Here is a 15506-nt window from a genome sequence, read left to right on the forward strand (position 1 = left end):
TCGGCCGCGCCGTTTCGACGCCGGCCCACATCGTACGGGAGCGGGTGGCGGCGAGGCCGCCACCCGCTCCCACAGGGCGTCAGGAACGAGACGCGTGGGCGTCCATGACGTCGACGTCCTCGACGACCTTGACGGACATCTCGTCGAGGAAGTCGACGATGTGGCCGAACACGTCAAGAGCGGCGCCGCGGCCGATGAAGGGATCGACGTGGCCGTAGCCCGGAACCTCGACGTACCGGAGGTCGAGGTCCGGACAGCGGCTCGACAGGATGTCGTAGCAGAGCTCGTTCGAGTCGTGGAAGGTCTTGTTGTCACTGCCGGAGAGCAGCAGGAGCGGGCAGTCGATGCGGTCGGCGTGGTCCAGGGCGTTCTCGGGCAGTCGGCGGTAGCCCTGGTCGCCGGTGTTCCAGGGCATCGCCGTGTGCGCCAGTTCCATGCGCCGCAGGTGCGGCCCTATCCAGGTGGGCGCGGAGCCGAACAGTTCGGCGAGCCGACCGTGGGTCGTCTCGTGCAGGTTCTCGTGGACGTAGAGCGACGCGCCCGTACCCCAGGCGGAGTTGTGCAGGATGTGGCAGGTGGGGTCGTCGCAGTGGCCGGCCGAGAGGGAAGCCAGCGCGAACATCGGCGTGTAGCGCGAGCGGAAGCCCACCTTGGTGAAGTCCACCGGGAGATGCGTCCAGCGGGAGCGGCCCCACTCGCCGCCGAGGTGGCCGAGCAGCCGGGACCTCCCGGAGTACTTCGGGGTCATGAAGACGCCCTGTGCCACCACGCCGGCGAGGCCCGGCACCAGGCCGGCCGTCATGCTCAGCGACAGCGACAGCGCTCCGAGACAGTGGGCGACCACGAACAGCGGACGCGGGCCGATCCGGTCGCGGATGTACGAGACCGCATCCGGGATGTCGTAGAGCGCCACGTCGTCGAAGGTGTAGCGGACACGGCCCTCGTTGTAGGGCAGGCGGCAACTGCCCCGCCAGTCCAGCAGCCACGGTTCGTAGCCCGCGTCGAGCAGCACGTCCACCAGGTTGCGGGTCTCGGGGAGGACGAACATGTCGGCCGAAGCCGTCAGGCCGTGCAGGAGCAGGACCGCGGGACGGTCGGTGCCGTCGTGATCCGCGGGCGTGTTGGCCGTCAGCCGGCACAGGCCGAGTTCCGTGCCGTCGGAGGCGTGGAACGGGATCTGCTCGACGGTGACGCGGTCCATCGGGGCGAAGAGCGGTCGTGGTGTCATCGAAGGTTCTTCCTGTCCTTTTCCCACTTCGTGAGCTTGGCCTGGTACCTGTCCTTGTCGCGGTCGATCGCGTCCGGGCGCAGGTCGAGCAGTTCGGCGCCCGCACGCAGGGTGGGCTCCAGCAGGCCCTGGCCCAACTGGGTGCCGAACCAGCTCAGCCAGGTGAACTTGGCGATCCGCTGCTCCCGCATCGACAGCTCGGGGTTGACCCGGATACCGTCGATCTGCTCGCGCTTGTAGGACTTCTTGGGCACCTTCATCGTCCCGGCCAGGCTCGCCGGCTCGCCCTCGCGGCCGGCCCGGATGGTGAGGGTGCGCGCCTGCTGCAGGTAGTCGAAGCGGGCCCGCGCCGTCTTCCAGCCCTCCAGCCACCAGCCGTTCCCGTCGGAGTCGCGCAGGGCCAGGCGGTACCGCAGCAGAGGGTGGTCCAGGCCGTGGCGGTGCGGCACTCCCTCATGGGGACGCACCCAGATCTCGCCGTCGTCCACCGTCAGCGGATCCGCGTGCAGCAGGGGGCAGGAGACCGTGCCGCGTACGTCGATGGTGCGGTGCTGCACCAGTTGGTACATGCTCGCGATCGACAGGGTCAGCGCGAAGGTGCAGCGGGCGTCGGCCTTGGCGTCGACCGGGCCCACCTTGCCGCGCATCGTCTCCCGGAACCACAGATACGGTGGGTCGTCACGACTGGGCAGGATCACCAGGCCGTCACGGGCCATCCGCTCGTAGCTCTTCAGCCGGGCCTGGGCGTCGACACGGGCCGGCGGCGGCAGTTTGTGCCGGGCGACGAACGTCTCGGTCCGGTCCCCGGTCGCCATCGGGGCCGTGACGCTCGCTTCGACGATCTTCTGGCCGGCTGGATTGCGCAGCACCCGCGCCATGAACTCGAGTTCGGGGACCGGATCGGCCTCACACCGGTCCAGGAAGTCCTTGAGCCAGACGTCCCACGGCATCACCCGGACGTTCAGCCCGCCGAGTTCCTGATCGCGGACCATCTCGGTGAGAGTGTCCGGACGCCCCGTGAGGTGGTAGTTCTGGCCCCAGCCGCTCGGCTCGCAGATCACGGCGGTCGCGATACGGCTCACCCAGTCCACCGGGGCGGAGTTCGAATAATTGATCTTGGGGGCGACGCGGTAGCGGGAAATGGCGGAGAAGAGGCCCGTATTGATGTCGTGCGGGTTGTAGGCGCCGGTACGGGTGTGGCCGACGATGCCGCCGGGGCGCAGGAAAGTCGCCTTCAGGCCGCGGTCGCGGGCTCGCCTGAGCGCCGCCTCGGCCGCCCACTTCGACTTGTCGTAACCCGCTGAAAGCCGGTCCACGTGGGCCACCGGATCGTCCTCGCCCATCGAGGCGATGCCGATCTCGTTGAACACGGCGATCGACGAGATGTGGTGCAACGGCTTCGGCCGGCCGGTCATCGCCAGTTCGGCGAGCGAGAGCACCCCGAGGACGTTGGTCCGGCGCAACGACGGATAGCCGCGCAGGAAGTCCACGGCCGCCGCCACGCTGACGACCGAGTCGAGTTCGTTCGCCAGCACATCCCACTGCTCGTCCGTCAGACCGAGCCGTGGTTGGCGCAGGTCGCCGGGGAGGACCGTGACCCGTCGCCGGATCTCGCCCGACCAGGGGAGGGAGAAGCTCGCGAGACCCTCCGCGAGGCGACGCTCCGCGTCCCGCACGCTGTCCCCGCGCACCAGGCACACGACATGCGCGTCGCTGTGCCGCAGCAGGTCGAGCAGCATGTGGCCGCCCAGGAAGCCGTTGGCGCCGGTCAGCAGGACACGGCGGGGCGGGACCGGCTCCGGGTCGCCGCACCAGGGGAGCAGGTCCGCCCGCGCGAGGTCGGCCGTGATGAGGGCGAGGTCCTCGGCATGGTCGTCGAGCACGGGGAGCACCGGGTCCGGCGTGACCGGAGCGGCCGGCACGAGGTCGGTGCCCGGAGACGCCGTCGTGGTGGCGGACGCGGCCGTGACGGCGGACGCGGCCGTCACGGACGGGGGAGAGGTGGCGGTCGCGACGGTCACGGACGGGGCCGTGGTGGCGGACGGGGCGTCGGCCGCGGGCAGTTCGAGGGCCCCGGTGGGCGCCTGCGCCTCGGGCGGCGTGCGCCTGGCGGGACTGCCCAGCCAGCGTTGGGCGAGGCGCCGGGGCCGGGCGTCGGCGAAGACGTCGTCCAGGCTGAGTCTGACGTTCAGGTCACGGTCGAGCACGGCGACGAGCCGGACGGCGTCCACCGACGTGGCACCGGCGTCGAAGAGATCGGTCTCGGTGTCGATCTCCTTGCCGCCCAGCAGCGCGGCCGCCTTCGAGACGATGGCCTTGGCGAGCTGATCGAGGCCCCAGGAAGGTGCGCCGCCGGCCGGGCCCTCGGGGCCGCCGGCGCCGTCCGCCGGCCGCGGCTGCGGGGCCGGCGGCTGAAAACGCGCCAGCAGACCGGCGATCGCCGCCGACCCGCGCGCACCGCCTTCGAGCAGCTCCCCCTCGTACTGCCGGTCTAACCCGTGATCGCGGGCCGGTGCGGCGCCGCCGGTATCAGGGCTGGATGTCATGCGGTTGCCTCCACGGTTTCGTCGGTTGTGGTGTCCCACGAGCGGAAGTTCCGGAGCCGGTCCGCGGGGACCAGTGCCTCCAGGCGCGGCGCCTGCGGGTCCCCGCCGGCCAGGGCGGCCACCAGCCGCCTCACGGGCATGTTGCGAGAGGTGCGTTCCGCGACCATGCGCACGGCAGGGCAGCCCAGAGCCTCGGCCCGGTCCGCCAGCCAGCCGAGAACCCGTTCCTCGGCGCCGCGTCCCAGCACCCGGCAGCTCATCATCCAGCCCAGGACCTCGAGCGCCCCGCCGTCGGGACGGATCACGAGCACGGCGATCTGCCCGTAGTCGCCGAACCTGTCCCGCGCCCGCACGGTCCACACCTCGCCGTCCTGCTGCCGGCGGGTCAGCTCCGCCTCGTCCAACGTCGAGGGTCGGAGGTTGAACTGGTTGGTGCGCCGCGCAAGTTGGACGGAACGCTCCATCGTGTCGGCGCCGAGTGGCCGGAACTCCGTCTCCAGCTCCAGCCGCTCCAGGAAGTCGGCGAAGGTGGTCCTGGAACGTGCCTCCTCGCGCACCTTGTCCTGCCGGTAGAACTCCGCCCGCGCGGCGTCCTCCTGCGTCGCCGCGCGCGGCGTGACGGGCCAGAGCCTGGTCAGGAAGTCCGGCAGCCCTGCTGCGGGCGGGCAGGTCACGCAGAGCACCTCGGGCAGCGCCGCGCGCATCCTGGCGATCTCCGCCGGGTTGTCGTCGAGGAACATGAACGTGTCCAGGCCGAGCCCGAGTTCCTCCGCGACCGCCCTGAGGCGCACGGGCTTCGGTGCCCAGCCCGCCGAGATGACCTGGAAGTGCTCGGCGCCGAGCGGACTGTCGGGCCGGTCCAGAACGGCACGAACGGTGGCCTCGTCGTTGTTGGAGACCAGCACCAGCAGAACACCCGCGGCACGCCACTGAAGCAGCCGCCGGGCGAGCTGGGCACGGCCCCCCGTGAGGCCGACCTGCTCCGGGCCGTTCTCCCCGGCGATGCCGTCCCAGAGCGTCTCGTCGCCGTCCACCGCGATCACCTTGGGCGGGACGCGCCGGGAGGCCCGCACCAGTTCGGCGAGGGCGAGCGCCACCGCGGCCTGGAACTCCGTCCGGAACGGCAGGTGCGCCAGCGCGTCCGTCTCGGCGTCGAACGGGTCGGAGACGTCGTCACCGCCGAACGCCTCCGGCCCCAGCACCGCGATACCCGTCTGATCCAGGAGCCGGGACCGCACCCGCTCCTCCCAGTCCCGGAACCTCGTCTCGGCCGGGCTGGAGGGAAGGAATCCGACGATCACCGGCCTTCCCGTGCGGTCGGCCAGCGAGCGCAGGGCCGCCGGGTACTCCTCGCTCAGCTCGGCGAGCAACTCGTCGCCGACTTCGCCGTACCGCCCCAGGTCGGCCGCGCGCAGCAGGACGAGGGCCGCCGCGGTCGACGGATCGGACAGAACGCCGGCCGGGTCGTGCAGTGCGGCCAGAACCTGGTGGTACGGAGCTTCGGCGACGGCCAGTCCGGTGCCGTCGAGCGCGAGGCCGAGCAGCGCGGAGAGGTCGCCCAGGGCGAAGGTGGCCGCCAGAGCGACGGACCGGGGTCCCGCTGAGCGCGACGGGGATGCCGGCAACGGCTCCGGTGCGAGCCCCGCCGTCTCGGTTCCCGCCGACGACGCGACCACCGGGTCCGCTGTCCGGGGCACCGGAAGAGCGCCCACGGTGCCCGTGCCCGCTCGGCCGATCACCTCGGCGAGCAGGTCGAGGAAGTCCCGGCCGAACCGCGCACAGCTGGAGCTGTCGAGGATGTCCAGGTTGTAGTCGAGCCGCATATGACCCAGGTCCGGCGACACACTGATCATCAGATCGAGGTCCGAGCGACCGGTGCCCGCGGGCAGCATCTCCAGCCCGGGCAATTTCAGGCCGCGCGGCGGAAGGTAGTTGAAGTACACCTCGACCAGGGGCGCGTTCTCGCGGTACAGCCCCTCCGCCACCAGCGTGGACATGGTGTCGGAGAAGGAAACACCCTTCTCGAGATGCACCCCCAGCCGTTCGTCGGTCCGGCGCAGCACGTCGGTCACCGGCTCGCCCGGTGCGGCCTCGGCGGGGAACGGTATCGGGACACCGAAGAACCCGACCGCGTCCAGCGCTTCCGCGTGCATCCGGGTGTCCACCGGAACCGCCAGCACGAACCGGCCGCGATCCCGCAGACGTGCGAGGAACATGGTCAGCGTCCCCAGCCAGAAGGCGGCCGGGGTGATCCCGAGCCGTGCGGCCTCGGCCCCGGCCCGCTCCGAGAGCCCGTCCGGGACCTGCACGAGCTCGGTCGCCGCCCGGTAGGACCGTGCCGCGGGGCGGGGCCTGGCGAGGGTCAGGTCCAGCCTGTGGACCCCGGAGAACCATTCGCGCTGCTGCCCAGCCGAGGCATGCCGGCCCTCCGCCTCCCGCGGCGCGGGCTGGGCCCGCATCAGACCTTCGATGTCGGCCATGGAGGGAGCTGACGACAGACGCCCACCCGTGAGGTCCGCGCCGATCTCCGCCGCCACCAGCGCGAGCGAGGACAGGTCCGACACCGCGTGGTGCGCACCGTAGAGCAGCACCTGCTTCCCCGACGGGTACTCCAGCAGCTCGAACCGCCACAGCGGTGCCACGGCGAGGTCGAACGGTGACTCCAGCAGCTCGCGCAGTCGCCGGTCCGGGTCCGTGTCCTCGTCCACGGGCGACCACCGCAGCAGCGTTCCGGGCAGGCTCTGCCCGACCTCCAGCCGGAGGCCGTGCTCGGGGTCCGCGACGATCGCCGTCCGCAGGGCCGCGTGCCGGGCGGCGAGGCCGTCCAGTACTCCGGTCAGCCGCTCACGGCCGACCGGAGTGGCGAGCCGCACGGCGGAGCCGATGTTGTGGGTGGCTCCCGGCGTACCGAGCTGCTCCGTGCGCAGCATCCGTACGACGTCACGGGTCGCCGGCCACCGTACGGTTCCGTCGGCGCCCGGTACGGCGAGCGGCCCATGGCCTTCCAGGTCCACGCCCTTCCCCGGCACCGGCGGCTCGCTGGACTCCGCGTCGGCGGCCGTGTTGTCGAGGATCCAGTCCACGATGTCCCCGACGCTCGCCCCGCCGAGCAGCGCCGCCACCGGCGGTGCCTGTCCGAAGTCGGCCTCCACCAGACCTCGGACGCGCATGGCCGTCACCGACTCGATACCGAGCTTGTTGAGCGGGGCCGACACGTTCAGTCGGTCGGCGTCGAAGCCCAGCAGCTCCGCGACGTGGTGCCGTATCCGGTCCGTCACCCGCGTCCGGGTGCGGGCATCCCCGGCCGGGGGGACGTCGGCGCGGGCCGCTGCCATGGCGCGTTCGGTGTCGGTGGGCGCGGCGGGGTCACGAGGCGGAGCGGCGGCCGCGGTCGCGGACCCCGGGGCCTCCAGGGGCACCCGGGGCGCGTGGCCGACCCAGTAGCTGCCCGATTCGAACGCGGTCGGCGGAAGCGGCGCGACGCGGCGTGGCCCGGCGTGCAGACCGTGCCACGGGACCCGCGCACCGCGCACCCACAGCTCGGCCAGCTGCTCCAGGACGTGGTCCTCGACCAGGGCGGCGAGGAAGGAATCCCCCCGGGCGCCGGTCAGGACGGCGGCCAGGGGTCCGGCGTCCGCGTCGGCGTTGCCGCGATACGTGCTCGCGCCGCCCGCCGTGGCGGCCGCACCGCCGGCCAGGTGCTGTGCGAGGGCGTGCGCGAGCTGCTCACGGTCGGCGGCGACCACGGCGAGCCGCTCGGACAGGTGCTCCCGGCCGAGCTGGGAGGTGTAGGCGATGTCGGCCAGGCTCGCCGTGTCGTCGCCTTCGAGGAAGGCGTGCAGGGAGCCTGCGGCCACGGCCAGCAGCTCGGGGGTGCGGCCGGACACCAGGACGACCTGGGGCGCTGGGTCGGGGGCGCCCCGACCGGCATGGGCGGCCACCGGTGGTGCCTCGACGACGATGCTGACGTGACTGCCGCCCGCCGCGACGGAGTTGATGAGGGCGCGGCGGGGCGCGTCGCCGCGCGGTTCCCAGCCGGCCGGCTCGTCGGCGAGCCGCAGGGCCGAACCGCCCAGGTCCAGACGCGGATTGGGGGCGCCGACGTCGACGAGCGGAGCGACCTGTCCGTGCCGGAGCTGCAGGACGACCTTGGTGAGCTGGGCGATGCCGGAGGCCGCCTCGGGGTGGCCGAGGTTGGACTTCACCGTGCCGACGTGGACGGTGTCATGGACGTCGGCGAACACTTCGCGCAGGGCGCGCACTTCGATCTCGTCGAAGAACGTGGTGCCGTTGGCGGCGGTCTCGACGTAGCCGATGTCGGCCGGTGCGGTGCCGGCCCGCTCCAGGGCGTTCCGCATGGCGGTGACCTGTGTGCGGTGGTTCGGCGTCATGAAGCCGTTGGAGCGGCCGCCGTGCAGCGAGGCGGTGCTCTTGATGACGGCGTGCACGGTGTCGCCGTCGCGCAGGGCGGCGTCCAGCGGCTTGAGCAGGACGGCGCCGACCGCCTCGGCCGGCAGGTAGCCGTCGCCGTCGCGGAAACTGCGTGCGCCCGGGTGCGTGCCGAGCAGTTGCATCTCTTCGAGCGCGAGGTACTTGTTGGGGTGGACGTTGAGGTTGACGCCGCCGGCGACGGCCAGCTCGCACTCGCCGCGCAGCAGGTCGGCGCAGGCCAGATGTACGGCCATCGCGGACGAGGTGCACATGCTGTCCACGGCCAGGCTCGGGCCCTCGAGGCCGAAGAAGTGCGAGACGCGGTTGGCGATGAGGTTGTAGGAGGCGGAGGCGGTGAGCGCCGAGAGGACCGGGTTCTGCGCGGTGTCCGCCAGATACATCTGACAGGCGGCGCCGACGTATACGCCGACGCTCCGACCGTAGCGCCGCTCGACGACCTCCTGGGTGACGCCGCCCTGCTCCAGCAGGTGCCACACGGTCTCCAGGAACAGCCGCTGCTGCGGGTCCATCGCGGCGGCCTGGCGGGGTGAGACGCCGAAGTGCAGTGGGTCGAAGCGGTCGATGCCGTCGAGGAAGGCGCCCCACTGGGGCTTGCCGCCGCTGTCCCAGCGGTCGGCGGGCACCTCGGTGACGCAGTCCCGGCCCTCGCGCAGCGCGGCCCAGAACTGCTCCAGGTCGTCGGCGTGCGGGTAGCGGCCGCTGATACCGATGATGGCGATGTCCTGGCTGCGATGGCTCTGCTCGCGTCGGGCCGGTGCTGGTGCCGGTGCCTTCGCGGCGCGTGAGTCCGCCCCGGCCGGTGCGGGGGCTGCGGCGGGACCGGGCCCGCCGACCAGGGCGCGCAGGGCCTGGGGGTGGTCGGCGGCGAGGTGGCGGGCGAGGCCGCGCACGGTCCGCACCTCGAAGAGCAGGGTCCGCGACAGCGGGCCGAAGGTCTCCTCCAGCGGCTGGAGCATGGTCACGGCGAGCACGGAATCCATGCCGTACCGCTCCAACGGCGTCTCGGGATCGAGCCGTTCGGGTCCGAGCTTCAGCGCCGCCGCGAGCACCCGCCGCAGGTGGGCCACGGCCCGCTCCTCGACGGCCGGTGCGGCGGTGACGGCGGGGGAGGGCACTGCGGCGGGGTCGGGGTCGGGGGCGGCGGGTGAGCGTTCGGTCCGAGGATGCGGCACGGCGGAGGTCGTGTTCCGGCCGGCCGGGGCGGCGGGTGTCGTGGGGGTGGTGATCGCCGGGGCCTGCGCCGGCACTTGCGACTCGAGCCACTTCGCCAGCTCGGCGATCGTCCGGTACTCGAACATCACCGTCGGCGACAACTCCACCGACAGCCGCTCCTCCAACGCCGTGACCAACGACAACAGATCAGCCGACGCCAGCCCCAACTCGTAATAGCCAAGCCCCGCGTCCACCTGGTCCGGCGCCACCTCGAGCCGGGCGGCCACCAGCTCCCGCACCACCTGCACCAGGCCGTCCTCACCCGAAGCGGCCACGTCGGGCACCGAAGGAGCCGGTGTCGGGAGCGTGGTCGCGTCGACGTCGAGGGAGGCTTCGGCGCGGACCCGCTTGGCCACGAACTGGCCCATCTCTGCGACCTTCGCGCCGGTGGCGTCGTAGAACTCCACGCCGAGCCGGATGAGTTCCTCGTCGCGGCGCACGGAGTCGGCGCGGACACGGACGTAACAGCGGCTGCCGAGCGATCCGGTGGCGCGGAACCGCTCGAACATCAGCGGCAGATAGAGACCGGGGCCGTTGTCGTCCCCGTACAGCATCCCGATCGCCACACCGCCGCCGAGCAGGCCCGCCTCGAACAGGGCCGGATGGAAGAGGAACGTGGAGTCGCTTCCCCGGTGTTCGGGGGCGAGTTCCACCTCGGCGATCCAGTCGCCGGGGCGGTGGTGCACCACTCCGCCGATCTTCATCAGGCCGGAGTGGACCAGGTCGTACTCGCGGCACCAGGTGTAGATCTCGTCGAGCGTCGTCCGCCGGGTGGCCCCCTCGACGGGCAGTGGGAGCCGTTCGGCGTAGGTGACCGGGGCGCGGCGGCGCACCGTCGCGACGGCGTGGACGATGTCGGCGGTGTCCTCGGGACGCCGGCTGCGGAACTCGACACGCCAGCCGCCGTCCGGCGCCGGGTGACCCTCGACGGTGGTGAGGGCGCGGCTCCCGGACCCGACGACGAGCGGGGCGAGGATCGTGAGGTTGCGTAACTCCAGGTCCCGCATGGGGTGGCCCTGCCGAGCGAGGACCTGGAGGATGAGGTCCACGAAGCCGACTCCGGGCAGGAGGCTGCGCCCGTAGACGACATGTCCGCGCAGCAGCGGATTGTCGGCGGTGACGGTGAAGGTCTCGCTGAACATGGTCGTTTCGGTCATCGGTGTCCGTCCCAGTAGGAGCATCAGGCCGGATGCTGGGCCTGGTGGGGGCATAGCCGGTGCAGAACAGCCGGAGTCGCGCCGGGGAATCCCCGGATGTCGGCACATGGGCAGCGCGGTTCGGCCGAACCGCGCTGCGGGCCGGAAGGCTGTGTGTCGCGTCAGCGCGACGGCATTCAGGAAGAATGCGACATGGAACGGTCAGGGCTCGGAGATACGGCGAAATCCGGGCCCCTGTCGGCCATCGGAACGGAGCGTGGAATCGAGCGAGAAGTCCCCGTCATTTCCGGTCGCCGATCAGCTCCGCATCGAATCCTGGAAGGGGACGCTAAAGAGTGCGGGCGACCTTCGCCGATTCGAATGGAGTGGCCGGAAAAAGTCTTGGCCGCCTCGTGCCCAGGCGATCGATCTGGCGCGTTCTTCGTGCGGCTCGATCATTTTCGGACGGTCTTCGGGAGCGACCGGAGCCGCAGTCCGCGTTCGGTCGCCGGCTTCCGCCGGACAGCACGGCATCCCATCCCGGCCGCACGTCAGCGAGTCCTGGCCACGGCGGTTCTCTTCGCGAGGTCCCGCTGAGAACGGCCGGCATCAGAAGTCGGAAGCTGAACAATGGGTGAACAACACGATGCGGAGCGGATGTTCAACACTCACGCTCACACAATCCCCACTTGGTCTCGACCGTCATGGTTGGATTCACCCCCCGAGAGTTTCGCAACCTTGATCGAATGGAAAGGGAGCTTAGGTCATCCGCCACAAGCCGTCAACCATGATCCGCGACGCGGAACGATACGGCTGTCCAATATCACATTCGGCGGTCGGCCTGTGTGGGGAACGCGGAGGGAGTGGCCCGGCACACCATCGAACCGGGGGATAACCCCCGGTCGCCCAGGGGGAATGCCTCGCACGCGGAGGGTGGCTGGCAGGCTTCCTCGGCTCGCGGGCCGACAGAAGACTTTCGGACATGACGACTTCCCCCGATGTCTCCCTGACGTCCCAGCCCGTTCCCGCCGCCGCGGAAAGGCCGGCCGCCGCCGGCGGCAGTGACTTCGCACGCCTCTCCCGACGGATAGCCGCGGCCGGCCTGATGCGTCGGCGCCCCGGCTACTACGCGGCACGCATCGGCCTGGTGGTCGTGCTGTACACGGCGGGCTGGAGCACCTTCCTCGCTCTGGGTGACACCTGGGGCCAGTTGGCCGTCGCGGCCTTCCTGGCCCTCGTGTTCGGGCAGGTGGCCCTGCTCGCGCACGACCTGGCCCACCGTCAGGTCTTCCGGCGACGCCGGGCCAGCGAGATCACGGGCAGGCTGTTCGGCAATCTGGGCGTGGGCATGAGCTACGGGTGGTGGATGAACAAGCACACGCGCCACCACGCCAACCCCAACCACGAGGACCTCGACCCCGATGTCGCTCCCGACATCCTGGTGTGGTCCACCGACCAGGCGCGCGCCAGCCGTGGCGTGGCGCGTCTGATCGGCGGCCACCAGGCACTGCTGTTCTTCCCGTTGCTGACCCTCGAAGGCTTCAACCTGCACATCGCGAGCCTGCGGGCGCTGCGTTCGCCGTACATGAGGAAGCGGGCGCTGGAGGGTGCGCTGCTCGTGCTGCACATCGTGGGTGTGCTGTCCGCCCTCTTCCTGGTCCTTCCGCCGGGCAAGGCGGTGGCCTTCCTGGCGCTGAACCAGTGCCTGTTCGGCGTGTACCTGGGCTGCACCTTCGCCCCGAACCACAAAGGTATGCCCACCTTCACCGGTGACGAGCGGCCCGACTTCCTGCGGCGCCAGGTCGTCACCTCGCGCAACGTGCGTGGCGGCCGGTTCACCGACGTGATGCTCGGCGGTCTCAACTACCAGATCGAGCACCACCTGTTCCCGAGCATGCCCACGCCCCATCTGCGCCGCGCCCAAGCGGTCGTCCGGCAGTACTGCGACGAGATCGGGGTGCCCTACCACGAGACCGGGCTGATCCGCTCCTACCGCGAGGCCCTGACCCACCTGCACCGGGTGGGGGAGCCGATCAGGCGGCAGCGCAGGGCGCGGTGAGGCGTGGCCCGCAGACCCCGTCGCCTCGGTGACGACCCGCGACATCGACCCGAAGCCGGCGATGGAGGAGCTCCACCCGATGGACGTCAAGCGGTTCGGAACGGGCCGATGGCACGACGCCCCCTAGGACGGGACGGGCCGGGAACGGGGCCGGTCACCGGTCAGGAGAGGATCTCGACGTACCCGTCGGTACCGTGCACCCGGATCCGCTGCCCGTCCCGGATCAGCCGGGTGGCCCGCTCCACGCCGACCACGGTGGGCAGGCCGTACTCCCGGGCGATCACGGCGCCATGGGTCATCAGGCCGCCCACCTCCGTCACCAGGCCCGCGATCCCGACGAACAGGGGGGACCAGCTCGGGTCCGTGTAGGCCGTGACCAGGATGTCACCCGCCTCGAGGTCGGCCTCGGCGATGTCGAGGACGACGCGGGCCCTGCCCTCCACGGCCCCGGCGGACACCGGCAGGCCGATCAGGGCACCGGCGGGCGCGTCGTCGCGCCGGTACGCCCCGTCGACGCACTCGCCGTCCGACGTCAGCACCCGCGGCGCGGTGAGCGCCTGGTACGACCGGAAGGCGTCCTTGCGCTGCTGGATGAGCCCGTGATCCACCTGGTTCGAGCGCACGACGTCATGGAACTCCTGGAACGTGAGGTGGAAGACGTCCTCCCGCTCGGCGAGCACACCGGCCCGCACCAGACGCCCGGCCTCCTCCAGCAAGGCCCGCTTGTAGACGAAGTAGCGGCTGACGATCCCGTACTTCGGGTACTCCCGGTATCCGATGAAGGTCCGGACCCGGTCGATCATCCGCTTGGCCTCGTCCGCCTTCCGCTCCCCGTCCGGCAGGGCCCGCAGACGTGTCAGCACGTCCTGCTCCTTCTTCTGCGCCTCCAGGCGCCCCTGCTCGAAGCGCCGTTCCGCGGCACCCGGCTCGAAGTTCCTGACGTTGTCGAGGATCACGGGTACGAGGGCGCTCGGGTGCTCGCGCCAGCGCGGCCTCGTGATGTCGATCTCGCCGACGCAGCGCATGCCGTACCGGTCGAGGTAACCCTCGATGGCGTCGCGTGCCCCGGACCCGCCCGGGAGCTTCGCCAGCCCGTCCAGGAAGCCGTCGTCCTCGACGCTCCGCAGGAAGGCGACCACCTCCGCGTGCGGGCGGATGACGTCGGCGACGTCGAGCAGCGCCAGACCCATCTCCGAAGTGACGTTGCCGGGGGCGGACAGGGTGAGCGTGTCGGCCGCGTTCTTCTCGCCGAGCCATTCGTACAGCTTGTCGTTGAGCCACCACGTGGCCTCCATCCCCGCCATGATGACCTGGATGTTCAGCGGATCGCCGAGGACTCGCCTGTGCTCCTCGAAGGCCTCCAGCAGGAAGTCGAACAACTCCGGCCCGGTCTTGGCCCGGATGTCGCGCTCCAGGGCGGCGACGGACTTCCGGCTGCGCTCGATCAGCTCGGTGACGACGGCCGGATCGGTCTCGACAGGTGCAGGGGCGGCACCGGCCGGCGGCCCTCCGGGAGCCGCGTCCGGGAGCGACGGGACGAAGCCTTCACGGTCCAGGACGGTCTCCAGCGCGTCCCTGGTCAGCGGATCGGACCTCCCCACGAGGTCCAGGAGAGCGGCGCGGCTCGCGGGTGAGGCCAGGCGCCCGGTGACGTCCACGAACAGCCTCCCGCCTGCGTCGTGCATCCGCACCATGGCCGTCAGCTTCCACATGGACAGCCCCAGAGCCTTCATGGCGTCGGTCATCATCTGCTGATGGCCCACGGAGACGTAGACGTGGTTCTCCTGGTCACCCGCCTCGGGCACGGGGAACAGCGTCGTGATCGGGCGGCTCTGAACGATCTGGAAGCCGTCGTCGACCAGGCACCACTCGATGTCCTGCGGGCGGCCGAAGAAGGCCTCGATCCGGCGCCCGAGCCGCACGAGCCGGACCACCTGCGCGTGCGTCAGCGCCGGCTGCTCCTGACGCCGCCCGTCGATCGCGGCCTCCCGCGTCCCGCCACCCGGCACGGCGTGAACGGCGAGCCGCTTGGCGGCGATCGCCTCGGCGACGACCTCGTCGTCCCGCACCTTGAAGACGTCCGGGTTCACCAGGCCGGAGACCAGCGCCTCGCCGAGGCCGAAGCCGGCGTCCACGGTGGCGACGTTCCGCTTGCCCGTCACGGGGTCGGCCGTGAACAGGATGCCGGCAGCCTGCGGGAAGACCATCAGTTGCACGACCACGGCCATGTGAACCGTACGGTGGTCGATGCCGTTGCGCCGGCGGTAGGTGACGGCTCGCTCGGTGAACAGCGAGGCCCAGCAGCGGCTGACGTGCCGGAGTACCGCCGTCGGCCCCACGACGTTCAGATACGTGTCCTGCTGCCCGGCGAAGGAGGCTGTCGGAAGGTCCTCCGCCGTCGCGCTGGACCGGACGGCGTACGCGGCCTGCTCCCCGTGCCGGACGAGCGCGCGCGTGATCCGGGCCGCGAGATCGCCGGGGACGGGGGTCTCCTCGATGGCGCGGCGGATCCGCGCGCTCAGCGTCCGGGTCGCCTCCTGGTCGTCCGGGGCAAGGCCTGACAGCTCCTCGAGTAGATCGTCGATCGCCGGCGTCTCCGCCATGATCCGCCGGAAGGCGTCCGTCGTGACGCAGAAGCCGGCCGGCACGCGGAGGTCCGCGATACGTGACAGCCGGCCCAGGTTCGCGCCCTTGCCGCCGACCGCGCCGGTCTGCCCCTCGCCGACCTCCCGAAGGTCCAGCACGTACTGCTCGGTCATGACCACTCCCGCTGCCGCCTCGACGTCATCCCGCCCCCGTACGTCGGCCACGACACACACGTCGCGCCTGGTTTCCGCAGGTTGTGGGCTCGGCCGACGATTCTGCGCCAAGAC

5 protein-coding genes are annotated in these 15506 nt (G+C 71.4%); 1 reads left to right on the forward strand and 4 read right to left on the reverse strand.

Going from position 1 to position 15506, the window contains the following annotated elements:
• Positions 1-79: 79 nt before the first annotated feature.
• Genes ACWCPN_RS13165 through ACWCPN_RS13175 form a run of 3 tightly spaced genes read right to left on the reverse strand, consistent with a single transcriptional unit; the run spans position 80 to position 10595 of the window.
• Positions 80-1228, reverse strand: a complete 1149-nt coding sequence (locus tag ACWCPN_RS13165; protein ID WP_451204927.1) for an alpha/beta fold hydrolase — start codon at positions 1226-1228, stop codon at positions 80-82.
• Positions 1225-3774 carry a thioester reductase domain-containing protein gene (locus ACWCPN_RS13170; protein ID WP_451204929.1) on the reverse strand — a complete coding sequence of 850 codons (2550 nt, stop codon included), beginning with the start codon at positions 3772-3774 and terminating at the stop codon, positions 1225-1227. The genes ACWCPN_RS13165 and ACWCPN_RS13170 overlap by 4 nt, the downstream gene beginning before the upstream one ends.
• The gene (locus ACWCPN_RS13175; RefSeq protein WP_451204931.1) at positions 3771-10595 is read right to left on the reverse strand and encodes an HAD-IIIC family phosphatase; all 6825 of its coding nucleotides are present in this window, start codon (positions 10593-10595) and stop codon (positions 3771-3773) included. Before ACWCPN_RS13175 ends, ACWCPN_RS13170 begins: the two co-directional genes overlap by 4 nt.
• A 961-nt stretch (positions 10596-11556) precedes the next feature.
• On the opposite strand from ACWCPN_RS13175, the gene ACWCPN_RS13180 reads away from it, so the two are divergent.
• On the forward strand, positions 11557-12633 hold the full coding sequence (locus ACWCPN_RS13180; protein ID WP_451204933.1) for a fatty acid desaturase family protein: 1077 nt from the start codon (positions 11557-11559) through the stop codon (positions 12631-12633).
• A gap of 161 nt (positions 12634-12794) precedes the next feature.
• Here the strand turns inward: ACWCPN_RS13180 and rph are convergent, their stop codons facing one another.
• The gene (rph, locus tag ACWCPN_RS13185) at positions 12795-15392 is read right to left on the reverse strand and encodes a rifamycin-inactivating phosphotransferase (RefSeq protein WP_451204935.1); all 2598 of its coding nucleotides are present in this window, start codon (positions 15390-15392) and stop codon (positions 12795-12797) included.
• Positions 15393-15506: the final 114 nt, after the last annotated feature.

Source organism: Streptomyces sp. NPDC002386, from assembly GCF_053593175.1.